The following is a 25,144-nucleotide window of genomic DNA, read 5'->3' as shown; positions in this document are numbered from 1 at the left end:
GATGATGAGAGGGGAGGCGCGCTCGTTCGCCGCGGTCCGCAAGGACCGGGCCGCGGACATCGACAGATGGCTCACCGATCTGTTCCGCACGGCGGCCACGCGGCCGTACGCGCGGGAGGGGGGATCGGGAGGGAAGGGCGGCTTCCCCGACGAGCGCGGCCCCGCCGCCTCCCACGGGACCGGCCCCAGTGGATTCGAGCACAGTGGAATCGGGCACAGCGGGGCCGGCCCCAACGGGATCAGCGGGGTCGCCCTGGTCGCGGTCGGCAGCCTGGGGCGGGGCGAGCTCGCCCCGGGCAGCGATCTCGACCTGGTCCTGCTGCACAACGGCCGCGACGACGTGGCGAGGATCGCCGACCGCATCTGGTACCCCATCTGGGACTCCGGGATCGGCCTCGACCACTCGGTCCGTACGGTGGACGAGGCGGTCAAGGTCGCCAGGGAGGACCTCAAGGCCGTGCTGGGCCTGATCCAGGCGCGGCACGTGGTGGGGGACCCCGAGCTGACCAGGGCCGTGCGGGAGGCCGTGCTCGCCGAGTGGCGGGCGGACTCCCGGCGCAGGCTGGCCGAGCTGCGCGCGTCGGCGGACAAGCGCGCCGAATCCGGCGGCGAGCTGGCCTTCCTGCTCGAACCCGATCTCAAGGACGCCAGGGGCGGCCTGCGCGACGTGCAGGCGATGCAGGCCGTGGCCGCCGCCTGGGTGGCCTCGGCGCCCGGCCCGCGGGTCCGCGAGGCGTACGAACTGCTGCTGGACATCAGGCACGGGCTGCACCTCGTCACCGCGCGCGGCACCGACCGTCTGGTGCTCCAGGAGCAGGACGCGGTCGCCGGCACGCTGGGCCTGCTGGACGCCGAGGCGCTGATGCGCCGCCTGGCCGAGGCGGGCCGGACCGTCTCCCACGCCTTCGACGCCACCTGGCGGACGGTCGACCGGCTGCTCACCGGTCCCGCGCCCCGGGGCCGCAGGCCGCTCGCCGACGGTGTCGTGGAGCACGGCGGCGAGGTCGTGCTGGCCCGCGGCGCCAACCCGCGCACCGACCCCACGCTCGTGCTGCGCGCGGCCGCGGCCGCCGCCGAGGCCGGGCTGCCGCTCGCGCCCGCGACGGTCTCCGCGCTCGCCGCCCAGTCGCCGCCGCTGTCCGTGCCGTGGCCCCCGGAGGCACGCGGCGCGCTGGTCGCGCTGCTCGGCGCGGGGCGCGCGGCCGTACCGGTCTGGGAGGAGCTCGACCAGGCCGGCGTGCTCGTGAAGCTCATCCCCGACTGGGAGCGCGTACGGCACCGCCCCCAGCGCAACCCCGTCCACCGCTACACGGTCGACCGGCACCTCATCGAGACCGCGGCCGGGGCCGCGGCCTTCACCCGGGAGGTGTCCCGCCCCGACCTGCTGCTGATCTCGGCGCTCCTGCACGACGTCGGCAAGGGCTGGCCGGGCGACCACTCCACCACGGGCGAGATCGTCGCCAGGGACATCGGCACCCGGATGGGCCTTCCCCCGGCCGACGTGGAGATCCTCGCGACCGTGGTGCGGCACCACCTGCTGCTGCCGGAGACCGCCACCCGGCGGGACCTGGACGACCCGGTCACCATCTCCAGGGTCGCGGACGCCGTCGGGTCCAGGGAGGTGCTCGAACTGCTGTCCGCGCTGGCGGTGGCCGACGGCAACGCCACCGGCCCGGCCGCGTGGAACTCCTGGAAGGCGTCCCTGGTCTCCGACCTGGTCCGGCGGGTGCGGTCGGTGCTGTCCGGCACGCCGCCGGCGCCCGCGCCCGCCCTTTCCCCCGAGCAGGCGGCGCTCGCCCGGCACGGCGGCGGCGCGGTGCGCGTGAACGGAAGCGCGGTCACCGTGGTCGCGCCCGACCGGCCGGGCCTGCTGTGGCGGGCGGCCGGGGTGCTCGCGGCGCACCGCATGGCGGTCCGCTCCGCCTCCGCCGCGTCCGCCGGGTCGACGGCCGTCATCGAGTTCGTCGTCGTCCCCGAGTACGGCACGCCGCCCGACCCCGCGACGCTGGAGGCCGACCTGCGCCTCGTCCTGGCCGGACGGCTCGACATCGAGCAGCGCCTGGCCCGGCGGGCGAGGTCGATGCGCCCGTCCCGGGTGCCGGTCGCGCCGCCCCGGGTCACCCTGGTGGACGACGCGTCCCTCACCGCGAGCGTGGTGGAGGTGCGGGCGCACGACAGACCCGGCCTGCTGTGGCGGATCGGCCGCGCGTTCGGCGAGTGCGGTCTTGACGTACGCGCCGCGCGTGTGGAGACTCTGGGCGCAGAAGCGGTGGATGTCTTCTATGTGGCGGATCGCACAGGCCGTCCCCTCCTCGATGAGCAGCAGCGCATCCAAGTGCGAGAACACGTGCTCGCGGCCCTCAGATGAGGGGGTAACGATCCTCACCTCTTGGTAACAATTGGGGTGCTGCGGCAGGGGTAGGGCCGCTCGCCATCGTGACCTTGTGGTCGAATTGTCCCCGCTTATACAGCTGTGTCACTTCATGCTGTCCAGACGCGTGAAGGCAGGCCGAACGATGGCGGGGCCGGTGAGCATGGAGCAGTCGAATACCGATAACCGCAGGCGGCGGAGTCGTATCTCGCCGCGCAACTGGCGAGTGCCCACACGCCTGACCGCGCTGATCGTCGCCCCGACGATCGTGGCCGTGCTCCTCGCCGGCGTCCGTGTCGTGGGTTCGATCGACAGCCTGACGGCCTACCAGCGGACCAGGTCGGCGGCGGAATACTCGGTGCACCTGCGGGACCTGGCCGAGCAACTGGCTCTCGAACGCGACCTGTTCGTCTGGGGTGGCAACAGCAAGCGCAAGTTCGACATCGACGGGGAGACCGAGGTCACCCGCGCCCAGCAGCGCGCGGCGGTCGATCCGCTGATCCAGCAGGTGAAGGCCGACCTCAAGAACATCAACACGGACTACGGCACGCGTGCGGTGGAGCAGGCACAGCAGCTCACGAGCCGCATCTCGAGCCTCGCGGGCATCCGCGAGAACGGCGCGCCGGAGGACTACAGCGCCGTGATCGCCAACATCCTGCGCCTGCATGACGAACTGGGCAACAACGACGACAACGCCGCGATCGTGGGCAACGTCCGCGCCCTCAGCGCTCTCGCCCACGCCAAGGAGGAGGCGGCCCTGCAGCGGGCCACCCTCACCCGTGAGCTGCTGGAGCGCAACCAGACCTTCACCACGTTCGAGCTGCAGGACTTCCTGGCCTCCCAGTCGCGCCAGCAGAGCTACCTGGCGACGTTCTACACCGAGGCCCCGGCGACCGAGGCGAGCCGCCTGGTCACCCTCTTCGGCGACAGGGACGTGGTCAACAGCGAGCTGACCAAGTCGTGGGCGCTCACGCTCGGCCTGCAGAACCAGTCCCTCAGCCGCTACCGGGGCAGGGACAGGACGGCCCAGCAGTGGTTCCAGAACAGCACGAAGGCGATCGAGCAGATGGCGGCCGTCGAGGGCCGCGTGTCGGAGCTGGTGCAAAGCCGCGCCCGCGACCTGCAGTCGGCCGAGCAGCGCAACGCCCTCATCGCCGGTGGCCTGATCCTCGCACTCCTCGTGCTCGTGCTCGCCACGACCGTGCTCATCGCGCGGTCGATGGTCCGGCCGCTGCGCCGCCTGCGGGCGGAGGCGCTCGACATCGCCGGGCGGAGGCTGCCGGAGATCGTCCGGCAGATGCGCGAGTCCGAGGACCCCGAGCGCGAGTCCCACGTGCAGCCGATCGCGGTCGACAGCAGCGACGAGATCGGCGAGGTGGCGCAGGCCTTCGACGAGGTCCACACGCAGGCCGTGCGTCTGGCCGCGGAGGAGTCCCGCCTGCGCGCCAACGTCAACTCGATGTTCGTGAACCTTTCCCGCCGTACGCAGACACTGGTGGAGCGGCAGATCTCGCTGATCGACGGCCTGGAGCGGGGCGAGGAGGACGGCCGGCGTCTGGCCGACCTGTTCAAGCTGGACCACCTGGCCACGCGCATGCGCCGCAACAGTGAGAACCTCCTGGTCCTCGCCGGTCACGAGCCGCCGCGCAAGCGGAGCCAGCCCGCCCGGCTGGTCGACGTGGTCCGCGCCTCGCTGTCGGAGGTCGAGGACTACGAGCGGGTCGTCGTCCGGATTCCTCGTACGATCGCGATCGCGGGGCACGCCGCGAACGACGTCGTCCACCTGCTGGCGGAGCTGGTCGAGAACGCCATCGCCTTCTCGCCGCGCAACACCAAGGTCGTCGTCTCCAGCAGCCCCGTCGAGGGCGGCGCCGTGATGCTCGGCGTCACCGACGCGGGTATCGGCATGTCGCCGGAGGAGCTCGCGGAGATCAACCGTCGTCTCGCCGAACCGCCCACGATCGACGTCTCGGTGTCCCGCCGGATGGGCCTGTTCGTGGTCGGCCGCCTCGCGTTGCGTCACGGCATCCGGGTGCAGCTGCGCCGGGGTGACGGCGCGGGCGTCATCGCGATGGTGCTGTTCCCCGCCCAGCTCATCTCCAACGCCGACCAGCCCGTGATGCCGCGTCCCTCCGTCCCGGCCGGGCAGACGGCGGCCGGACTGCCGGCCCGGCAGGCGTTCGCCGAGCCGGACCCGCTCGCCCCCGCGCCGGGAGGCGGTTCGTTCGAACCCTGGAGCCCCGGCAACGATGCGGCGGGCGGCGTCGGGTCCCGCAGGCCCTCGGCGACCAGCGGACAGGGTTCCGGCGGACACGGTTCCGGCGGGAACGGTCCCGGTGGGAACGGGTTCAGCGGGATCGGTGCCGGCGGCAACGGCGCGGGCGGGTTCTCCGCGTTCGGCGCGCCGACGGCGGATGCGCCGCCCGCGCCCGCGGAGAACCCGTACGGGGACAGCGCGTTCACCGAGCACTCGGGGCCCAATCCGGTGCCGGGCCTGCCCGGGAGGGCGCCGGGCGGCGACCCCCGCCGCCCGGCGTTCGGCGAGCAGTCCGAGTCGTCGTGGCCACCGGCGCCCGCCGGGCCCTCGGCGTTGCCGCAGAGGGGATCACAGGGAGCACAGAGCGGAGCCGCGAGCGGGAGCGGCGAGGACCGCTCGGAGCACTCGTGGCCGTCGCTGCCCACCGGGCCGACGGGACTCCCGCAGCGGGGCGGGTCCACCGGACCCACGGCCTTCTCGCCGTCGAGCACCGGACCGACCGCGTTCTCCCCGTCCGCCACTGGACCGACGGCGTTCTCGCCGTCTCCGTCCGGCACCGGGCCGACGGCCTTCTCGCCGTCGGACACCGGACCGACCGCGTTCTCCCCGTCCGCCACTGGACCGACGGCGTTCTCGCCGTCTCCGTCCAGCACGGGGCCGACCGCCTTCCCCGGCGCCGCGCCGCCCGCGGGAACGGCCGGGGAGCCGGGGTCGTCGACCGGGCCGCTGCCGTCGGTGGAGGAGTCGCCGCTGGAGCAGGGCGAGGAGTTTCTCCCGATCTTCGCCTCGGTCGAGTCGGCGTGGTTCCGGCGTCCCTCGGACACCGGCCCGCAGGCCGCGCCGGCGGCGCGGACCGGCGTGGAGGCGGACGGAGGAAAGGCGGACGGGGGAAAGGCCGGAGAGGAGCCCGGAGAGAGCACCGGCGAGATCGCGAGGGTGCCCCGCTCCGCCATCGCCTCCGGGCCCGTCCCCGCCCCGCAGGCGCAGGGCGGAGACCCCGGCGGATGGCGGTCTCGGGCCGACAGCGGCTTCCAGGCCGCGGCGAGCGCCCGGGATCCCCTGCTGGGCGGCGTGACCGCGGCGGGCTTGCCGAAGCGCACGCCGAAGGCCAACCTGGTGCCCGGCTCGGTGGGCGCGGACGGCCCCCCAGCCGCCGCCCCGCGCCCCCCGGTCTCGGCCGAGGCGGTGCGCAACCGCCTGTCCAGCTTCCAGCAGGGTGTAAGGCGAGGCCGGGCCCAGACGGCCGGAGGTCTCGCCGAAGGGTCGGGTAAAGAGGAGGAGGGCTCGTGACTGAGCTGAGCGTGGAAGCACGCAGGTTCGACTGGCTGATCACCGAGTTCGTCGGCAGCACGCCTGGCGTGGCGCACGCGGTGGTGGTGTCGTCGGACGGCCTGCGGCTGGCCCAATCGGACGGGTTTCCGCCTGACCGCGCCGACCAGCTCGCGGCGGTCGCCGCCGGCCTGCTCAGCCTCACCCTCGGCGCCGCACGGGTGTTCGAGGGGGGCGCGGTGTCGCAGACCGTCGTCGAGATGCAGCGCGGACTGCTGCTCGTGATGGCGATCAGCGACGGCTCCTGCCTGGCCGTACTCGCCGCACCGGACTGCGACATGGGCCTGGTGGCCTACCAGATGACCCTGCTCGTCGAGCGGGCAGGCCAGGTGCTCACTCCAGCGCTGCGCGCCGAGCTGCAGACGTCGCGGCGATGACCGGAGGAGAGGGCCGTGCGTGATCGTGACGGGACAGAGGACGAGCCTCTCTTCCGTCCGTACGCCGTCACCGGTGGCCGATCCGAGCCGCGTTACCACATGGCGATGGAAACCCTCGTATCATCGGTGACCTTGAAGAGCAATGACTATTCCCTGCTCAGTCCAGAGCAGGAATCGATCATGATGCTATGTCGTTCCGTACGATCGGTCGCGGAGATCTCGGCACTGCTTCGGGTCCCGCTAGGCGTGGCCCGTGTGCTCATCGCCGACATGGCCGACGAGGGTCTGGTCCGCCTGCACATGCCGCAGCTGAACCAGGGACAGCCAGACCTCAACCTGCTCGAAAGGGTGCTCAGTGGACTACGCAGGCTCTAGCCGTGGTCTTACCTCGACGAAGATCGTCGTGGCGGGTGGGTTCGGCGTCGGGAAGACGACCTTCGTCGGTGCCGTCTCCGAGATCCTGCCGCTGACGACCGAGGCCGTGATGACCGACGCCAGCGCGGGCATCGACGACCTGGGGCTCACGCCGAACAAGACGACCACGACGGTCGCCATGGACTTCGGCCGGCTCTCGCTCGACCAGGACCTCATCCTCTACCTGTTCGGCACGCCGGGTCAGCACCGCTTCTGGTTCATGTGGGACGACCTCGTCCGCGGCGCCATCGGCGCGGTCGTGCTCGTCGACAGCCGCAGGCTCGCCGACTGCTTCCCGGCCATCGACTACTTCGAGGAGGCCCAGCTTCCCTTCCTGGTCGCGATGAACGGCTGGGAGGGGCAGTTCCTCCACTCGGAGGAGGAGGTCCGTGAGGCGCTGTCGCTGGCTCCCCACGTCCCGATCGTCCGTACGGACGCGCGCTCGCGGGATGCCGTCAAGTCCACGCTCATCAGCCTGGTCGAGTACGTGCTGACCGTGCGGGCCGCGTACGGCAGACAATACTGAACCTGGAAAAAGCTGTGTTCCCGACAGGCCGCGCCCCGCGGACGGGGCGGCGAGGGCGGTACCCCGGAGGGTGCCGCCCTCGCGGCGTCCGGCCCGAGCACGCCGCCGGAGTGGCATTCTTTGCCCTCGGGGGTTCGATCCCCGGGACTCGCGGCTACCCGGCAGGGCAGAATTCGGTATTGATGCTGACCCGATATTTAACCAAATAACATCATCTACATGCCTGTCTAGGCTATTTGTGCACGGGTGTTCGGTTGGCCTCCCTGGTGTCGGTGTGCTGCAATTACCCTCGCCTGCAGGACGTCTCGCACGTCACGCCAGCCACATCCGTGCTGAGACACTTCCCCCTGTGCGCACATACGGCGAGAGGTTGCAAAGCCTGTGAGGACACAAGACCCCCGGACCGACGAGAGCCCCGGGACCGGGGTTCCGGCTGAGCAGGAGCCCGACGAGGGAAGTCGTTTTCTCCTGCGCAACTGGCGCGTGCGCTCCAGGCTTGTGGCGCTGATCCTCATCCCGACCCTGGCGGCGCTGCTGCTGGGCGGCCTGCGGGTCGTCACCTCGGTCACCACGGCGTCCGAGTACCAGCAGATCAGCGACCTGGCGCGGCTAGTGGACAAGGTCGCGGGCCTCACCCACGAGTTGCAGTCGGAACGCGACCGCGCCGCCTGGAACGCGACGCTCGGCCACCCGGCGAAGGCGACTGCCGCGGTCAAGGCGCAGACCCTTTTCACCAACAAGGCGGCCACCGCCGTCCGGGACCTGGCGAACGAGGTCAGGACGAAGGTGAGCAGCCGCGCCTCCGACGAGATCGACCACGTCCTCGGCAAGCTCGACGGCGTGGAGGTGCTGCGGAGCCAGGCCATGCAGGGGAACCTGCAGCCGAGCGCCGTGCTCGACCAGTACACCCTCGTCATCGAGACTCTGATGGCCCTGCAGGACGAGCTGGCCAAGAGCACCCAGGACGACCGGCTCGCCGCCTCGTCCGTCACGCTGGCCGCGCTCGCCCGCGCCAAGGAGAACGCCTCCCTGCAGCGCGGCCTGCTGACCACGGTGCTGCCCAACACCCGCTTCGAGCAGGTCCAGCTGCAGAACTTCCTCGGCGCCGTGTCCGCCGAGGAGAGCGATCTGCGCGCCTTCCGCAAGAGCGCCACCGCCGAGGAGCGCGCCGACTACGACAACACGGTGACCGGCGGCAAGGTCGACCAGGCGGAGTTCATCCGCACGCTGGTGCTCGACCGCGCCAACGCGGGCTTCCCGCTCAAGGGCTTCGACCAGTCGGTACGCGACGACACCCGTCTCTGGTACGACGCGATGTCGCAGCCCATCAACCGGATGCGCACCGTCGAGGCCAAGCTGACCTCCTCCATCGTGGCGCGGAGCCAGTCGCTCAAGGACGACGAGCAACAGCGGGCCATCATCGTGGCCGTCGCCGTCGCTCTCCTGCTGATCGCGGTTCTGCTCGTCACCACCGGCGTCGCCCGCTCGCTCGTACGTCCGCTGCGGCGGTTGCGCAGCGAGGCGCTGGAGATCGCCGGCAGCCGCCTCCCCGACACGGTCCAGAAGCTGCGGGAGGCCGGCGACGCCGCCGAGGTCCCGCCCATCGCCCCGATGCAGGTGGTCGGCCGCGACGAGATCGGCGAAGTCGCGCGGGCCTTCGACGAGGTCCACCGCGAGGCCATCCGGCTGGCGGGTGACGAGGCCCGGCTGCGCAGCAACGTCAACGCGATGTTCGTGAACCTGTCGCGGCGCACGCAGACGCTGGTGGAACGCCAGCTGTCCCTGATCGACGGGCTGGAGCAGGGCGAGCAGGACGAGCAGCGGCTCGGGAACCTGTTCAAGCTCGACCACCTGGCGACCCGCATGCGCCGCAACAGTGAGAACCTCCTGGTCCTCGCCGGGCAGGAGCCCGCGCGCCGCTGGGGCCAGCCGGTGCCCATCGTCGACGTCGTGCGCGCCTCGCTGTCTGAGGTCGAGAACTACGAGCGCGTCGACATCCAGGTGCAGGGTGGAGCGTCGGTCGTCGGCCAGTCGGTCAACGACGTCGTCCACCTCGTGGCCGAGCTGGTGGAGAACGCCATCTCCTTCTCGCCCCGCGACACCAAGGTCACGGTGTCGAGCAACCGCATCGACGGCGGCGGCCTGATCATCTCCGTCAGCGACCAGGGCATCGGCATGACGCCCGAGGAGCTGGCCCAGACCAACTACCGGCTCGCCAATCCTCCGGTCGTGGACGTGTCGGTGTCCCGCCGCATGGGCCTGTTCGTGGTCGGCCGCCTGGCGCTGCGTCACGGCATCCGCGTGCAGCTGCGCCAGCAGGACACCGGTGGCCTGACGGCCATGGTGCTGCTGCCCGAGGCGCTGCTGGCCCACGCCGGCCCGGCGTTCCCCGGCGTGCCGGGCATGCCGCAGCCCGAGCTGACCAGCCCGATGCCGGCGGTCGGAACCGGGCCGCAGTTCGGCGCCGCCATGTTCGGCAACGCGCCGGCCCTCGCCAGCCCGACGCCGTTCGAGAACCCGCCGCGCACTCCGGTGTTCGGCGCGGACGCGCCCGGCGTCGGCACCCCCGGCGCTGACCCCTTCGAGCGGGGGCCCTTCGAATCCTTCCCGCGGGAGACCGTCGGCTTCGACCCCGACCCGTTCGCCCGCAACCCCTTCGAGCCGCCGCCGGGCCGTGGCGCCGAAGGCGACCCGTTCGCGCGCAATCCGTTCGAGACGGGCGGTGCGGGGCGGCCGGGCGAGTCCGATCCTTTCGCCCGCAATCCCTTCGACACCGGCGGCTTCGGCCAGGGCGGGCAGCCCGACCCGTTCGCCCGCAGCCCGTTCGAGTCCGGACCGTTCGACCGGGCGGCCTTCGACAAGACGCCGTTCGACCAGGCGCCGTCCGAGCAGACGTCGTCCGGGCGAGACCCGTTCGAGACCACGAACTTCGACTCGGGACCGTTCGACTCCAGCCCCTTCGACACCAACCCCTTCAGCCGGGGTCACGTCGGCGAGGCCCCCGTGGACACGCCCTGGCCCGGCCATCTGCCCCCTCCGGGAGGCGCCTCCTGGCCCGGCACCCCGCAGGACGGCGGCGCCGGCTGGCCCGGACGGACCGGCCGCGGCGGCTTCGAAGGCGACGACAACACCGGCCCGCTGCCGGTGGTGCGGACCTCGCCGCTGGAGTCGGAGGAGGAGTTCCTCCCGATCTTCGCCGCGGTCGAGTCGGACTGGTTCAAGAAGGTCGACATCCCGGCGGAAAAGAGCGACTCGGACGACGAGACCGCTGCGGACACCAGGACCTGGTCGTCCCCGGCGGACGTCGGCTGGCAGGCGGCCAAGGCGGCCAGCGAGCCGGCCCTGGGCGGGGTCACCTCGTCCGGCCTGCCCAAGCGGGTGCCCAAGGCCAACCTGGTGCCCGGCTCGGCCACGGGTTCCACCCCTTCCGCGGAGCCCGCCGCGGCAGCGGCGGCCGCCCCGCCGCCGCCCCCGCCCGTGCTCTCGCCCGAGCGGGTACGCAGCAGGCTCTCCAGCTTCCAGCAGGGCGTCCGGCAGGGCCGGGCGGTCGCTCGCGGGGAGGCCGGGGAGGACCAGGGATATCCCGGGGCGGCGGCCCTGGGCATGCCCGATGCCCAGGACAGTGAGAAGGAGGACTGATGAGGGAAATGAGCCAGGCCGCGCGCGGCATCAACTGGTTGATCACGGACTTCGTGAACAACGTGCCGGGTGTGGCGCACACCGTGGTGGTGTCGGCGGACGGGTTGCCTCTGGCGTTCTCGGACGGGTTTCCCAAGGATCGGGCGGATCAGCTGGCGGCGGTGGCGGCCGGGTTGATCAGTCTGACGCAGGGCGCCTCGCGGGTGTTCGAGGGTGGCCCGGTGACGCAGACGGTGGTGGAGATGCAGCGGGGGTTGTTGCTGATCATGTCGATCAGTGACGGTTCCTGTCTGGCGGTGCTGGCGGCGGCGGATTCCGATCTGGGTCTGGTGGCCTATCAGATGACGTTGCTGGTGGAGCGGGCGGGCCAGGTGCTGACCCCCGCGGTTCGCGCCGAGCTCCAGGCGTCTCACCCGCGGTGACGGAAGACCCCGCGAAGTAGGGCACGCGGTGGAGGACAGATCGGGGAAGACGCCCTGAGCGGGGCGGCCGGGACGGCCGCCGGGTTCCGGAGCGAGAGCGAAAAGGTCAGGAGGACGCTGTGGCAGGCGGCGGCTGGAATAACGAGGCCTATCCGCCGGTGGACGACGCCCACCGGCAGTACGGCGGCACGAACCCGGTCCCGACGCCGACGCCGGCGCCGACGGAGCAGAGCTCACTGGTGCGGCCGTACGCCGTCACCGGCGGGCGTACGGCGCCGCGGCTCCAGCTCGCCATGGAGGCACTCGTGTCCTCCGCCACGGTGATGCACCAGGACCTTTCCATGCTCACCCCGGAACGCCAGGCGATCAGCACGCTGTGCCGTCAGGTGCGGTCGGTGGCCGAGGTGTCGGCGTTGCTGCGGATTCCGCTGGGTGTGGTTCGCGTGGTGATCGCGGACATGGCGGCGGAGGGGCTGGTGCATGTGCATCAGCCGCAGTTGGAGGCCGGTAAGCCGGATCTGAACTTGCTGGAAAGGGTGCTCAGTGGACTTCGCAGGCTCTAGCCGGGGGTTGACCTCGACGAAGATCGTCGTTGCGGGGGGCTTCGGTGTGGGGAAGACGACCTTCGTGGGGGCGGTGTCGGAGATCGTGCCGTTGACGACCGAGGCGGTGATGACCGATGCCTCGGCGGGTGTGGACGATGTGGGGTTGGTGCCGCACAAGACGACCACGACGGTGGCGATGGATTTCGGGCGGGTGTCGCTGGACCGGGATCTGATTTTGTATTTGTTCGGTACGCCGGGTCAGCATCGGTTCTGGTTCATGTGGGATGACCTGGTGCGGGGGGCGATCGGTGCGGTGGTGCTGGTCGACACGCGGCGGTTGGCCGACAGTTTCCCGGCGGTGGACTATTTCGAGGAGGCGCGTCTGCCCTTCGTCGTCGGCGTCAACGGCTTCGACGGGCAGTACCCGCACGCCGAGGAGGAGGTGCGGGAGGCGATGACGTTGTCGCCGCACATCCCGATCGTCCGCACCGACGCCCGTGACCGCGAATCGGTCAAGAGCACCCTGATCACCCTGGTCGAACACGCGCTGACCATGCGGGTCGCCGTGCCCGGCCCCAATTTCCACCAAGGTCGTGTCTGACAGAGCACGCTCTGCTGGGCGTGGCCCGGCGGCGCCTGCTCCACCCCATGGAAACTCCTCGCAGGCTCGGACTTTCCATGGGGCAAGGGAAGATCAGCCACGAGGGCGGCCTTCGTGAGGCACTCCCGGCTCAGCGGGGCAGGGCCTCGATCAGGCTCGCTCCGGCGGGCAGCGGCAGGACGCGGGAGAGTGTGAAACCGGCCTCGCCGAGCAGCCGCGTGTGTTCGCTCAACGTGCGCTCCATCCCGCCGTCGGTCACCGCGAGCATGCGCATGTCGAGGTCCTTGCCGATGTGCGGCGTGGCGTCGTCCGGCAGCACCATTTCCAGCAGCAGCACCCGGGCGTGGCGGGGAGCCGCCTTCCGCACGTTGGCGAGGATGCGCAGGCTCGCCTCGTCACTCCAGTTGTGGATGACGCTGGCCAGCAGATAGAGGTCCCCGCCCGCGGGCACGCTCTCGAAGAAGTCGCCGCTCTCGAACTCGCACCGGTCGCCGAGGCCCCGCGCGCTCAGGGACTCCCGGGCGTTCTCCACCACGTGCGCGATGTCGAAGAGCACGCCGCGCATGGCGGGGTGCCGGTCGAGCACCGCCGCCAGCAGGTGCCCGGTTCCCCCGGCGACGTCGACGAACGTCTTCACGCCGGTGAAGTCGTAGGTGGTGGCCAGAGCGGCCTCCAGCGGCGCCGCGCGGATGGCCATGTACTCGTTGAACAGGCGGGCGGCCTCGGGATGCTCCTGGAAATAGCCGTACAAGGGGCCGAATCGCGCGATGAAGGCGGACCGCCCGTCCTTCACGGTCTGCGCCAGGTTGCCCATGGCGTACCAGTAACCGTTCTCGGCCGCGGTACGCAGGGCGGAGCGCATGCTGCCCGGAACGCCGTCGCGCAGCGTCTGACCCTCCTCGGTCAGCTCGTACGTCCCCGGAGCGACGGCGCGGACCACGCCGACCGTCTCGAGTTCCCGCAGCACGCGCGCCAAAGAGGGCTCGTGCGCGTCACACGCCTTGGCGAGCTCCGGCACGTCCATCGGGCCGGGGGCCAGGTGTTCGGCGCAGTTCAGCTCGGCCATCGCGGCGAGCGCGGCGAACCGGGAGAGCCCGCGGATGGCGTCCCAGACGGGGCCGGTGGAGTCGATCACTGCTTCTCCTGAACAGTTGAGGTGGGGGAGCCGCCTCGGACCAGGCGGCCCACTTCGGCACGCAGCCGGACGAACGCGTCGAGTTGCCGCGTCGCGATCTGGTCGCGTGATTCGCCCAGGTCTACCGGCAGGTCGGCGGCGACCCGAGCCGGCGACCGGGTGAGGACGATCACCCGGTCGCCGACGTAGACGCTTTCGTCGATGTCGTGCGTGATCAGCAGGGTCGTCATGCCGTGATGCGCGCAGACCCGCAGCACCAGGTCTTCCAGGTCCTCGCGGGTCTGCGCGTCCACCGAGCCGAAGGGCTCGTCCATCAGCAGCAGGGACGGGCGGTAGGCGAGGGCGCGGGCGATGGACACCCGTTGCTGCATTCCGCCGGACATCTCCCAGGGGTACTTCGCCGCGGCGTCGGCCAGGCCGACCTGGTCCAGCGCGGCCATCGCCGCCTCCCTGCGGCGCCGCCGGTCCAGCCCGCGGCGTCGCAGCGGCAGCGCCACGTTGTTCGCGGCGGTCATCCAGGGGTAGAGCGAACGGCTGTAGTCCTGGAAGACGACGGCCAGGTTGTCGGGGATGCGATCGACGGGCTGTCCGCCGATCATCACCCGGCCCCCGGTGGGACGGATGAGACCGGCGACGGACCGCAGCAGAGTGGACTTGCCGCAGCCGGAGGGGCCCACGACGCAGACGAGTTCGCCTTCGGCGGCGCGGATGCTCACCCCGTCGAGAACGCGATGCGAGCCGTACGAGTGGACCAGATCGGTGATCTCGAGCACGATGCCTTCCTAGGTGGTCTGCCTGGCGTTCCTGTGCCAGGCGAGAACGCGCCGTTCCAACAGCAGGAACGCGGAGTTGAGCAGATAGCCGAGGAGGCCGAGCACCACCAGGCAGCCCCACATTTCGGTGTAGAGGTAGCTGCGCTGCGCCGACAGGAGCCGGTAGCCGAGGCCGCCGGAACCGGCGAGGATCTCGGCGATGACCAGCAGGATCAGGGCCAGTGAGAGGGCCAGCCGCAGGCCGGCGAAGATCTTGGGCATCGCGGCGGGAACGATCACTCTGATGAGCCGCTGGACCGTCGAGAACCCGAAGATGCGCGCGGTTTCCAGGTGCTGCCGGTCCACCGTCCGGGTGCCGTCGATGGTGTTGAGGAGGATCGGCCAGATGATCCCGAACACGATCGTCGTGAGCTGCGCCGGCGTGCTCAGCTTCAGCAGGGCGAGGAAGAAGGGCACCAGCAGCGGAGGCGGCACGGCCCGGCCGAGGTGGATCAGCGGGTCGAGGTAGCCGGACAGGCGGGGGGAACAGCCGATGGCGACTCCCGCGGCCACCCCGAGGACCGCGGCCAGCGTCCACCCGGCGAACAGGCGGGCGAGGCTGGGGCCGAAATCGTCCATCGCCTGCTCCGTCAGCAGGAGATGGGCGGGCGGGCCGGACAGCCACATCTCGCCCATCCGGGCCAGCGTCGCCGACGGAGGAGGGAAGAACGGCTGCTCGGCGGCACGGGTGACGATCTCCCAGGCCACGAGCGTCACCGGCACCAGCCAGAGACGGCCGACGGCTCTGATCACGTTCATCGGGCGGCTCCGGTGCGTACGTCGTGCCAGCGGAACAGCCTGCGTTCCACCGCGACCAGGGCGGTGTTGGACAGGACGCCGAACAGGCCGGCCCACAGGGCCGCGCCGAGCATCAGGTCCATCCGGTTGCCGCTCGCGGCCTCCGTGATGTAGATCCCGACGCCCTCCGCCCCTCCTGCGAGCAGTTCCGCGCTGATCACGAGGATGACGGCGGTGCCGGCGGCGACGCGGATCCCGGTCGCGATGAAGGGCGCCGCGCTGGGCAGCGCCACCCGGAGCAGCACGGACACCGGGCCGAACCCGAAGCTGCGCAGGGTCTCCTTGGCGAGCGGGTCGACGTCCCGCAGCGCGTAGATCGTGTTGATGACGATCGGCCAGGACGCCGCGTAGACGACGACGGCCACCCTCAGGTGCAGGTTGTCGCTGAAGAGCAGGATCGCGAGCGGGATGATGGCGACCGACGGGATGGGCCGGAGGAACTCGATCAGCGGCCGTACGGCCCGCTCCACGGGCGGCAGGGCCCCGAGCGCGAGTCCGGCCGGGACCGCCACCGCCACGGTCAGCAGCAGCCCGAGCCCCCAGGCGGCGAGCGAGGCACGCGCGTCGGCGAGGAACTCCTGATCGACGAGCAGTTCCGCCGCGCCGCGGAGGATCGTGGACATGCGTGGCAGGAAGCGGTCGTCGATCAGGCCGGTCGCGCCGACGATCTCGGCCGCGGCGAGGAACCCCGCGACGCCGGCGACGCCGCGGAGGACTCGTGCGTGTTCCATGGCAGGTGCGGGATCTCCGTCAGCTCGCCGGGGGCGACAGGATCATCGACTTCACGTCGAGATCGTTCTTGAGGTAGCCGTACTCCTTCATCAGGTCGGCCACACGCTGCAGGCGGGTCTCGCTGAGGGAGGTCGGGTAGGAGCCCAGGGAGATGACGGCCGCGGTGGCGGCGTCGATCTTGGTGTACTTGGGCAGCGTCTCCTCGACGATCTTGCGGTCCTTCGCGACGAGCGCCTGCGCCTTGCCGAGCGCCCGCTGGAACGCGGCTATCGCCTTCGGGTATTTGCTCGCGATGGCGTCGGTGGTGAACCAGCCCGCGATGGGAAGACTTTCGGTCGGACCGGTCATCTCATCGACGATGATTCGGCCACCCGCTTTCGATTCCACCGTGATGACCGGCTCGGTCATCGCCGCCGCGTCGACCTGGCCGTTTTCCAGCGCGGCGGGCATGTCGGGGAACTTCTTCTCCACGAACTGGTTCGGGGTCGCGGTCACCCCGGCCACCTTCATCTGCACTTCGGCGGTCAGTTGGCTGACGCTGTTGAGAACATTGACCGCTATGGTCTTCCCCTTGAGGTCTGCAACAGTTTTGATCGGGGAGTCCTTTTTGACCATGATGACGAAAGCGCCGGGGGCGGCGCCGTAACTGTCCGCGACGTACTTGAACTTCCCCGCGCCCTTGTCCTGGGCGAGGAAAGTGCCGACGTACGCGCCGAGCGACAGGTCGAGGCTTCCGCCCAGCAGCTTCTGGGTGGCGACCGCGCCGCCGGCGACCACCTCGGGCTGGACCTCCAGGCCCTCGGCCTTGAAGAACCCCCGATCGATCGCCACCTGCAACGGCGCGCTGTCCGGCACCGGAATCGTGCCGACCTTCAGCGTCGTCTTCTCCAGTCCGTTGCCCGAGGAAGAGGAGGACGTCGTGTCGGGGGTGCCGCAAGCGGTGAGCGTCAGGACGGCCGCGACGCCGACGGCGAGAGTACGCCTTATAAGCCTCATGAAGTCTCCTTGTCTGGAGTGTTGAGGTGGCCGCCCGCGACGGGTCTGTCCCGCATAGACGGCGACGGGCGAGAAGCGTACAGGAGCCGTACGGATTCGATGTGTTTGAGTCACGATTGTAGTCAAATTGAGGACTAAATCACCTCTGTCATCATTTGTAATTACGGCCAAGGGCTTGGACCGGTTCCACGATGAAGGTCGTCGTGCATCTTCCGTCCGATATTGCCTTCCCCCTGCTCGTCGCCGCCCTGCACATATGCGTTTGGGGCGGGGCGAAACTCTGGACCGCTCCAAAATCCCAAGCTCTTTGTCTATCTCGACGCCTTATGCTCAAATTGCCCGGTGATGTGCGGGCTCTCGCATTAGAGCGACCCCGGAGCCTTATCCCCTGAGATTCAGCGCGAGAGGTTGCGCCAGTGAGGACAGCAACGATCGAGAGTGGTCGCCGCGCCGAGCCCGAACCGGTCGCCGAGTCCGCCGGCGGCGCGTCCTCCGCGGACGGCGGGCCGCCCAACGGGCCCGCGACCGGCAACTCGATTCAGCTGAAGAACTGGCGGGTGCGAACCAGGCTCGTCGCGCTGATCGTGCTGCCCACCGTCGTCGCGGTCCTGCTCGGCGGCCTGCGAGTGGCGAGTTCGATATCCAGCGCCGCCGAGTATCAGCGGGTGCGCGAGGCCGTCGAGCTCGTCGGCAACGTCGGCGTGCTCCTCCACGAGCTCCAGCTGGAGCGCGACCTGTCGATCAAGTACGTCGCGGGCGGCCGTCGCGACAGAGACCTGCTCACCACCGTGAACAACCAGCACGACGCCGTGGACGCCGCCGCGCAGCAGGTGCGCGCCCGGGCCGGGACGAGCGGGGACGCGCTGGGCGGGCTCGGCCGGGAGGACCTGTCGCGGGCCCTGGCCCGGCTGACGGACCTGACCGCGTTCCGGAAGATCGTCCTCGAGTCGCAGCTCCCGCCGCTGCGCGGCATCGAGAATTACCGGCTCGTCACCGACGACCTGCTGAAGCTGTACGACGCGGCGGGTCAGGGAGTCCCGGACGAAGGGCTGTACGCGAGCATCAAGGCGCTCGGGGCGCTCGCACGGGCCAAGGAGGCGGTGTCGGAGCAGCGCGCGCTGCTCGCCATGGGACTGGCCCAGCAGCGGCTCGACCAGGCCGAGCTCGACGCCTTCACCGGCGCGACGGCCAGGGAGCAGAGCGAGCTGGCGGCGTTCACCGCCGTGGCCACCACCGACGAGCGGCAGCTCTACAACGACACGGTCACCGACCAGAAGGTGGACCGGGCGCGGTTCTTCATCGACCGGGCGCTGTACCTCGTCGGCACCGGGCAGCCCATCCGCAACCTCAGCGGCAGGGGGGCCGACGCCGACCGCTGGTTCGACGCGATCAGCGAGCAGGCCGACCTCATGCGCGACGTGACCGCCGCCCTGAGCAAGTCGATCGTCGCCCGGAGCGACGCTCTGCAGAGTTCCGACCGGAACGTGGCCGTTGTCAACATCACGATGGTCGTCGTTGTCCTGCTGCTGGTCCTGCTCATCACCGCCGTCATGGCGCGCTCTCTCGTACGGCCGCTGCGGCGGCTGCGCAGCGAGGCGCTGGAGGTCGCCGGGCACCGCCTGCCCACCCTGGTGCAGCGGCTGCGCGAGTCCGAGGACGGCTCGGCGGGGCAGGCCGGGGTGCAGCCGATCGGCGTGGCGTCCGCCGACGAGATCGGCGAGGTCGCGCGGGCCTTCGACGAGGTCCACCGCGAGGCCATCCGGCTGGCGGGTGACGAGGCCCGGCTGCGCAGCAACGTCAACGCGATGTTCGTGAACCTTTCTCGGCGCACCCAGACCCTCGTGGAGCGCCAGATCGCCCTGATCGACGGCCTGGAGCAGGGCGAGCAGGACGAGCAGCGGCTCGGCGACCTGTTCAAGCTCGACCACCTGGCGACCCGCATGCGCCGCAACAGTGAGAACCTCCTGGTTCTCGCCGGGCAGGAGCCCGCACGCCGCTGGAGCCGGCCCGTCGAGATCACCGACGTCATCCGCGCCTCGCTGTCGGAGGTCGAGGGCTACGAGCGGGTGGCGCTGAACTTCCCCTCGGACGTCTCGATCGCCGGCCAGGCCGTCAACGACGTCATCCACCTGCTCGCCGAGCTGGTGGAGAACGCGCTGTCGTTCTCCGCCCGCGACACCCGCGTGGTGGTCTCGGGCAACCGGATCGACGGCGGGGGCGTGATGATCTCCGTCACCGACTCCGGCATCGGCATGACGTCGGAGGAGATCTCCCAGGCGAACTGGAGGCTGGCGAACCCGCCGGTGGTGGACGTGTCGGTGTCGCGGCGGATGGGCCTGTTCGTGGTCGGCCGTCTCGCCGCCCGCAACGGCATCAGGGTCCAGCTCAGGCCGCACGACGGAGGCGGACTGACGGCCATGGTGCTGCTGCCGGAGTCCATCGTGGGCCATCCGGCGCATCAGCCGGAGTCCTATTCGGGCGCGTTCGCCCCTGCCTGGAGCCCGCGGCAGGCCGAGCAGGGGACGGCACAGCAAGGCATCGGGGGCTGGGGCCGTCAGCAGCTGCCGCCCTCCGGGGTCGCCGCGCCGCCTGTCCATGATCCGCTCACCCGGATACGCGGCCGGTCGTCCGGCATGGACGAAGCGGCGACCGGGCCTCTGCCGGCGGTGACCGGGCCCGTCCCGATGGGGTTCGGCGCGATGCCGGCGACGACCGGCCCGGTCTCGATCTCCGGGCCGGTGCACGGCGCTCCCGTCCAGTTGGGCGGCGTGCGTCCGAGTGCGGCGCAGGCCGGGCCGCCGGCCGAGGAGTACCTGCCGATCTTCGCCTCCGTGGAGTCCGCCTGGTTCCGGCGCACTCCCGCCGCCGACACCGAATCCGGCTGGCAGGACACCCCGTCACTGGACGCCGGGTGGCAGGCCGCGGCGGCGGCCACCGAGAAGCCCGCCTCGGACGGCACGACCGCCTCGGGTCTGCCCAAGCGGGTGCCGAAGGCCAACCTGGTGCCCGGCTCGGCCGATCCGGCCGCGGCGCCGGCGGCGCCCGCCCCGTCGCAGCCGATCCTGTCGCCCGACCGGGCCCGCAGCCGGCTCGCGAGCCTGCAACAGGGCGTACGGCAGGGCCGGGCGGTGGCCAGGGGCGAACTGAGTGCAGACGAGGGCTACCCGACCGCGAAAGGGGACGGCGCATGAGTGAGTTGAGCCAGGGCGCACGCGGCCTGAACTGGCTGATCGATGATTTCGTGAGTTCGGTGCCGGGTGTGGCGCACGCCGTCGTCGTCTCCGCGGACGGGTTGCCCCTGGCGTTCTCGCACGGGTTTCCCAAGGATCGGGCGGATCAGCTGGCGGCGGTGGCGGCCGGGTTGATCAGTCTGACGCAGGGCGCCTCGCGGGTGTTCGAGGGTGGCCCGGTGACGCAGACGGTGGTGGAGATGCAGCGGGGGTTGTTGCTGATCATGTCGATCAGTGACGGTTCCTGTCTGGCGGTGCTGGCGGCGGCGGATTCCGATCTGGGTCTGGTGGCCTATCAGATGACGTTGCTGGTGGAGCGGGCGGGCCAGGTGCTGACCCCCGCGGTCCGCGCCGAACTCCAAGCCGTGTCGTATCCCCGGAGGTGACCGGATGGATCCGTGGGGACAGCCGCCGGGCGCGGAACCGTGGGATCAGGAACCCGGCGCGGACCCGTGGGGGCGGCAGCCGGGCGCCCGGATCCCCGAGGAGCCCGCGTCTCCGGTCCGCCCGTTCACCGTCACCGGCGGCCGTACGACGCCCCGCATGCAACTCGCGCTGGAGGCGCTGGTCTCCTCCGCCACGACCACTCACTACGACCTGTCCACGAGGCCCCCGGAATTTCGGGCCATCGCCTCCCTGTGCCGTCAGGTGCGGTCGGTGGCCGAGGTGTCGGCGTTGCTGCGGATTCCGCTGGGTGTGGTTCGCGTGGTGATCGCGGACATGGCGGCGGAGGGGCTGGTGCATGTGCATCAGCCGCAGTTGGAGGCCGGTAAGCCGGATCTGAACTTGCTGGAAAGGGTGCTCAGTGGACTTCGCAGGCTCTAGCCGGGGGTTGACCTCGACGAAGATCGTCGTTGCGGGGGGCTTCGGTGTGGGGAAGACGACCTTCGTGGGGGCGGTGTCGGAGATCGTGCCGTTGACGACCGAGGCGGTGATGACCGATGCCTCGGCGGGGGTGGACGATGTGGGGTTGGTGCCGCACAAGACGACCACGACGGTGGCGATGGATTTCGGGCGGGTGTCGCTGGACCGGGATCTGATTTTGTATTTGTTCGGTACGCCGGGTCAGCATCGGTTCTGGTTCATGTGGGATGACCTGGTGCGGGGGGCGATCGGTGCGGTGGTGCTGGTCGACACGCGGCGGTTGGCCGACAGTTTCCCGGCGGTGGACTATTTCGAGGAGGCGCGTCTGCCCTTCGTCGTCGGCGTCAACGGCTTCGACGGGCAGTACACCCACGGGGAGGACGAACTGCGCGAGGCCCTGACGTTGTCGCCCCAGGTCCCGATCGTCCGCACCGACGCCCGTGACCGCGAATCGGTCAAGAGCACCCTGATCACGCTGGTCGAACACGCGCTGACATCCCACGTGAGCGCGGTCCGGTGAGGACCGGGAACGGGCCGGACCGGCGATCTCGCCCCGCCGGCACGGGCGTGAAGGGCGTACGGGCGGATAGTCTGGGGAGACTGATGGTTCACCGACCCGTCCACTCGCTTCGAGGCTGGCCAAACACGTGTTCGAGACGCTTTCCGACCGGCTGACTTCGGTCTTCTCCTCCCTTCGGTCCAAAGGCAGGCTTTCCGACGCCGACATCGACGCGACCTGCCGCGAGATCCGCATCGCGCTGCTCGAGGCGGACGTCGCGCTGCCGGTCGTGAAGGACTTCGTGGCCCGGGTGAAGGAGCGGGCCCGCGGCGCCGAGGTCTCCCAGGCGCTCAACCCCGCGCAGCAGGTCGTGAAGATCGTCAACGACGAGCTCATCGAGGTGCTGGGCGGCGAGACGCGGCGGCTGCGCTACGCCAAGAACCCGCCTACCGTGATCATGCTGGCCGGCCTCCAGGGCTCCGGTAAGACGACCCTGGCCGGCAAGCTCGCCAAGTGGCTGAGCGACCAGGGGCACGCCCCGCTGCTCGTCGCCTGTGACCTGCAGCGTCCCAACGCGGTGCAGCAGCTCGCCGTCATGGCCGAGCGGGCCGGGGTGGCGGTGTACGCCCCAGAGCCGGGCAACGGCGTGGGCGACCCGGTCGCGGTGGCCCGGCAGTCGGTGGACCACGCGCGCCGCCAGCAGCACGACGTGGTCATCGTCGACACCGCCGGCCGCCTCGGTATCGACCAGGAGCTGATGAAGCAGGCCGCCGACATCCGCGACGCGGTCACGCCCGACGAGGTCCTGTTCGTGCTCGACGCCATGATCGGCCAGGACGCGGTGAGCACGGCTCGCGCGTTCATGGACGGCGTCGGCTTCGACGGCGTGGTGCTGACCAAGCTCGACGGCGACGCCCGAGGCGGCGCCGCCCTGTCGGTGCGGCACGTCACCGGCCGGCCGATCATGTTCGCCAGCACCGGTGAGAAGCTCGAGGACTTCGACGCCTTCCACCCCGACCGCATGGCGGGCCGGATCCTCGACATGGGTGACATCCTCACCCTGATCGAGCAGGCGCAGAAGACGTTCGACGAGCAGGAGGCCGCCAAGATGGCGGGCAAGCTCGTCTCCGGGGACGGCTTCACGCTGGAGGACTTCCTCGAGCAGATGATGATGGTCCGCCGTATGGGGCCCATCAAGAACCTGCTCGGCATGATGCCGGGCATGGGGCAGATGCGCGAGCAGCTCAACCAGGTCGACGACCGCGACCTCGACCGCATCGCGGCGATCATCCGTTCCATGACGCCCGGCGAGCGCCAGGACCCGAAGATGATCAACGGCTCGCGCCGGGCCCGCATCGCCAAGGGCTCGGGCGTGACGGTCACCGAGGTGAACAACCTGGTGGTCCGCTTCTTCGAGGCGCAGAAGATGATGAAGCGGGTGACCCAGGGCATGGGCATCCCGGGCATGCCCGGCGGGCGCAAGCAGAAGGCGCAGAAGCCCAAGAAGGGCCGCCGCGTCAGCGGCGACCCGCGCAAGGCCGCGCTCGGCAAGGCCGGCGCGAACGCGTCGTCCTCGGACGCTCCCCAGCTGCCCAAGGGCCTGCTCGGCAACCTCGGCGGCGGCCAGCTGCCCCCCGGCTTGGAGCTGCCGCCCGGCTTCGACCCGTCGAAGCTGAAGCTGCCCGGCCAGAACTGACGACCGGACCGCCCGCCCGCCGGTTCTCGGCGGGCGGCGGCTGTCTCGTCGTGTCCCGTGTTCTCCGAGGCTCGCCGGTGTCCTCAGCGGCTCGCGCGGTGTCCGCAGAGGCTCGCGCGGTGTCCTCCTCAGAGGCTCGCGCGGTGTCCTCAGAGGCTCGCGCCTGGGGCCATCGGCCTGGCGTCGATCCTGCCGTCGTCGCAGACCGTCGCGGTGAACGGGACCTCCAGGTGCGCCACCTCGTCCGGCGGAATGATCATCAGTCGGGCCGAGGAGGGGCACCGGGTCTCGTGCCCGCTCGGCACCACGGTCCAGTGGAGCCGGGCATGGGCGCTCGCCCCGGGGCGCAGCGTCACCCGATGCGGGGTGACGCTCTCGCGGCGGGTGCGCGTGCGGAGCACGTCGCCCCGGCCGTCGATGAGGACGAGCCCGACGAAGCCGTAAACCCAGCAGGTCTTGCCCGACGTGTTGGTCAGCACGAGCGGCGCGTAGCGGTTGCCCGCCGCCGGGTCCTGCCGTCCCACCCGGGCCCGCAGGCCGGTCGTACGGCACCGCTCGGGGGCTGCGCCCGTGCTTCGTGTGCCCGTGCTTCGTGTGCCCGTGCTTCGCGCCGCGGCGCCGTACCGGACGGACGCCGCGCCGGCGGCGGTGGCCCGTCCCGTGTCCGCGGCGGGCGGGGGCGTCGTGTGCCGGGTCGTCGTCCTGGCCGGGGGAGCGGCGGCCGCGGAGGGCGTGGTGCCCGTGCCGCAGCCGGCGGCCAGCAGGGCGAGGGCCGCCACTCCGGCCGTGAGGGTCCTGTTCGCAACTCGCATGACAGTTGGACGGCCTGCCGGCGCGATCAGTTCGCATGCTCGTTCCGGAACCATGGGCGCATCCGTGCCGAAATCAGGGCGGCGGCGGGACCGTCCTTTGCGGAGCATGGGGAATCATCTGGCAGAATGTCAGGCTGGAACATCGTGGCCAGGTGGGTGCCCTCTCACCCCCGCCGGTCGCGCCTGTCCCTCGGGCGGGCTCCCATCGTGCCCCACTCGATGAGACACCGCTCACCCACGCTCTAATGCAGGAGAGACCACACCCGTGGCAGTCAAGATCAAGCTCAAGCGGCTCGGTATGATCCGCAACCCGCAGTACCGCATCGTCGTCGCCGACGCCCGGAGCAAGCGGGACGGCCGCGCCATCGAGGAGATCGGCCTGTACCACCCGAAGGAGAACCCCTCGCGCATCGAGGTGAACTCCGAGCGGGTGCAGTACTGGCTGGGCGTCGGCGCGCAGCCGACCGACCCGGTCCTGAAGATCTTCAAGCTGACCGGCGACTGGCAGCAGTTCAAGGGCGAGCCCGCCCCCACCACTCCGCTCCTGGTCGCCGAGCCCAAGCCGGACCGGCACGCGGCGTACGAGGCCGCCGCCAAGGAGTCGCTCTCGGGTGACACCGGCGCCGCCGCCACCACGCCGAAGAAGGCCAAGAAGACCGTGAAGGCCGAAGAGACCGCCGAGGCCCCGGCCGCGGAGGAGAAGCCGGAAGGCGAGGCCTGAGGTGCTCGAGGAGGCCCTCGAGCACCTGGTCAAGGGCATCGTCGAGCATCCGGACGACGTCCGGGTCCGCGCCCGGCGCATCCGCACCGGGCGCGTTCTCGAGGTCCGGGTTCATCCCGACGACCTCGGCAAGGTCATCGGCCGTGGCGGCCGTACGGCGAAGGCGTTGCGCACAGTCGTCAACGCGTTGTCGAACGGCAAGTACGTGCGGATCGACCTGGTTGACCTGGAAGAGGCGCGCTGAGCCGAACGACGCGTCCGGGGGACCCCGCACCGGGGTCCCCCGGCGTGTTTTCCGGCTTCGAACCGGTCTCTTCCGGGGGATTCGCCATGGACAGACCGGTTCGGGCGGCGGCGTTCGGACCGTC

General features: G+C 70.8%; 22 protein-coding genes. 16 read left to right on the top strand and 6 right to left on the bottom strand.

Annotated features, from left to right (window positions below; translation table 11 throughout):
• Position 1: 1 nt before the first annotated feature.
• The 9 genes from QSK36_RS23055 to QSK36_RS23015 all read left to right on the top strand — a co-directional run bounded on the left by QSK36_RS23055 (position 2) and on the right by QSK36_RS23015 (position 12,481).
• Positions 2-2,368 carry a [protein-PII] uridylyltransferase gene (locus tag QSK36_RS23055; protein ID WP_285783839.1) on the top strand — a complete coding sequence of 789 codons (2,367 nt, stop codon included), beginning with the start codon at positions 2-4 and terminating at the stop codon, positions 2,366-2,368.
• Positions 2,369-2,597: 229 nt separating this feature from the next.
• Complete coding sequence (locus QSK36_RS23050) at positions 2,598-5,918, top strand: sensor histidine kinase (RefSeq protein WP_285783838.1); 3,321 nt, start codon at positions 2,598-2,600, stop codon at positions 5,916-5,918.
• Entirely contained in the window at positions 5,915-6,334 is a 420-nt protein-coding gene (locus QSK36_RS23045) for a roadblock/LC7 domain-containing protein (RefSeq protein WP_182901255.1), read from the top strand. The genes QSK36_RS23050 and QSK36_RS23045 overlap by 4 nt, the downstream gene beginning before the upstream one ends.
• A 15-nt stretch (positions 6,335-6,349) precedes the next feature.
• The gene (locus QSK36_RS23040; protein WP_030510865.1) at positions 6,350-6,709 is read left to right on the top strand and encodes a DUF742 domain-containing protein; all 360 of its coding nucleotides are present in this window, start codon (positions 6,350-6,352) and stop codon (positions 6,707-6,709) included.
• 28 nt (positions 6,710-6,737) lie between these two features.
• Entirely contained in the window at positions 6,738-7,274 is a 537-nt protein-coding gene (locus QSK36_RS23035; protein WP_205825892.1) for a GTP-binding protein, read from the top strand.
• A gap of 381 nt (positions 7,275-7,655) precedes the next feature.
• Positions 7,656-10,913 (top strand): sensor histidine kinase, encoded by a 3,258-nt coding sequence (locus tag QSK36_RS23030; protein WP_285783837.1) that lies wholly within the window; start codon positions 7,656-7,658, stop codon positions 10,911-10,913.
• Positions 10,913-11,335, top strand: coding sequence for a roadblock/LC7 domain-containing protein (locus tag QSK36_RS23025; protein WP_076434898.1), 423 nt, complete (start codon positions 10,913-10,915; stop codon positions 11,333-11,335). The genes QSK36_RS23030 and QSK36_RS23025 overlap by 1 nt, the downstream gene beginning before the upstream one ends.
• A gap of 119 nt (positions 11,336-11,454) precedes the next feature.
• Entirely contained in the window at positions 11,455-11,898 is a 444-nt protein-coding gene (locus tag QSK36_RS23020) for a DUF742 domain-containing protein (protein ID WP_183535499.1), read from the top strand.
• 7 nt (positions 11,899-11,905) lie between these two features.
• A complete protein-coding gene (locus QSK36_RS23015) occupies positions 11,906-12,481 on the top strand; it encodes a GTP-binding protein (RefSeq protein WP_182901350.1) in 576 nt (191 codons plus the stop codon).
• Between the two features lie 130 nt (positions 12,482-12,611).
• On the opposite strand, the gene QSK36_RS23010 is transcribed toward QSK36_RS23015, so the two are convergent.
• The 5 genes from QSK36_RS23010 to QSK36_RS22990 are packed head-to-tail and all read right to left on the bottom strand — an operon-like array spanning position 12,612 to position 17,068.
• Entirely contained in the window at positions 12,612-13,616 is a 1,005-nt protein-coding gene (locus QSK36_RS23010; protein WP_285783836.1) for a methyltransferase, read from the bottom strand.
• Positions 13,613-14,389 carry an ABC transporter ATP-binding protein gene (locus QSK36_RS23005; protein WP_285783835.1) on the bottom strand — a complete coding sequence of 259 codons (777 nt, stop codon included), beginning with the start codon at positions 14,387-14,389 and terminating at the stop codon, positions 13,613-13,615. Before QSK36_RS23005 ends, QSK36_RS23010 begins: the two co-directional genes overlap by 4 nt.
• Before the next feature lie 9 nt (positions 14,390-14,398).
• Positions 14,399-15,187, bottom strand: coding sequence for an ABC transporter permease (locus QSK36_RS23000; protein ID WP_285783834.1), 789 nt, complete (start codon positions 15,185-15,187; stop codon positions 14,399-14,401).
• Positions 15,184-15,957 carry an ABC transporter permease gene (locus tag QSK36_RS22995; protein WP_183535505.1) on the bottom strand — a complete coding sequence of 258 codons (774 nt, stop codon included), beginning with the start codon at positions 15,955-15,957 and terminating at the stop codon, positions 15,184-15,186. Before QSK36_RS22995 ends, QSK36_RS23000 begins: the two co-directional genes overlap by 4 nt.
• 19 nt (positions 15,958-15,976) lie before the next feature.
• Positions 15,977-17,068, bottom strand: coding sequence for an ABC transporter substrate-binding protein (locus QSK36_RS22990; RefSeq protein WP_285783833.1), 1,092 nt, complete (start codon positions 17,066-17,068; stop codon positions 15,977-15,979).
• A 302-nt stretch (positions 17,069-17,370) separates the two neighbouring features.
• Here QSK36_RS22990 and QSK36_RS22985 point away from each other — a divergent pair, with 302 nt between their 5' ends.
• The 5 genes from QSK36_RS22985 (at position 17,371) to ffh (ending at position 23,243) form a co-directional block, all read left to right on the top strand.
• Positions 17,371-20,145 (top strand): sensor histidine kinase, encoded by a 2,775-nt coding sequence (locus tag QSK36_RS22985; protein ID WP_285783832.1) that lies wholly within the window; start codon positions 17,371-17,373, stop codon positions 20,143-20,145.
• Positions 20,142-20,570, top strand: a complete 429-nt coding sequence (locus tag QSK36_RS22980) for a roadblock/LC7 domain-containing protein (protein WP_142560248.1) — start codon at positions 20,142-20,144, stop codon at positions 20,568-20,570. The genes QSK36_RS22985 and QSK36_RS22980 overlap by 4 nt, the downstream gene beginning before the upstream one ends.
• A gap of 4 nt (positions 20,571-20,574) precedes the next feature.
• On the top strand, positions 20,575-21,009 hold the full coding sequence (locus QSK36_RS22975) for a DUF742 domain-containing protein (protein WP_183535507.1): 435 nt from the start codon (positions 20,575-20,577) through the stop codon (positions 21,007-21,009).
• 7 nt (positions 21,010-21,016) lie between these two features.
• Positions 21,017-21,568 (top strand): GTP-binding protein, encoded by a 552-nt coding sequence (locus tag QSK36_RS22970; protein ID WP_182901262.1) that lies wholly within the window; start codon positions 21,017-21,019, stop codon positions 21,566-21,568.
• 127 nt (positions 21,569-21,695) lie between these two features.
• The gene (gene ffh, locus QSK36_RS22965; RefSeq protein ID WP_285783831.1) at positions 21,696-23,243 is read left to right on the top strand and encodes a signal recognition particle protein; all 1,548 of its coding nucleotides are present in this window, start codon (positions 21,696-21,698) and stop codon (positions 23,241-23,243) included.
• 149 nt (positions 23,244-23,392) lie between these two features.
• Here the strand turns inward: ffh and QSK36_RS22960 are convergent, their stop codons facing one another.
• Complete coding sequence (locus tag QSK36_RS22960) at positions 23,393-24,055, bottom strand: DUF4232 domain-containing protein (protein ID WP_183535511.1); 663 nt, start codon at positions 24,053-24,055, stop codon at positions 23,393-23,395.
• Between the two features lie 265 nt (positions 24,056-24,320).
• Here QSK36_RS22960 and rpsP point away from each other — a divergent pair, with 265 nt between their 5' ends.
• Both rpsP and QSK36_RS22950 read left to right on the top strand, forming a co-directional pair.
• A complete protein-coding gene (gene rpsP, locus QSK36_RS22955) occupies positions 24,321-24,776 on the top strand; it encodes a 30S ribosomal protein S16 (protein ID WP_182901264.1) in 456 nt (151 codons plus the stop codon).
• A gap of 1 nt (position 24,777) precedes the next feature.
• Complete coding sequence (locus QSK36_RS22950) at positions 24,778-25,020, top strand: RNA-binding protein (protein ID WP_079320659.1); 243 nt, start codon at positions 24,778-24,780, stop codon at positions 25,018-25,020.
• The last annotated feature ends 124 nt before the right edge of the window (positions 25,021-25,144 follow it).

Origin of the sequence: Microbispora sp. NBRC 16548, assembly GCF_030268985.1 — a bacterium.
GTDB classification, from domain to species: Bacteria; Actinomycetota; Actinomycetes; order Streptosporangiales; family Streptosporangiaceae; genus Microbispora; species Microbispora catharanthi.
This window is presented reverse-complemented; position numbering and strand designations above follow the sequence as displayed.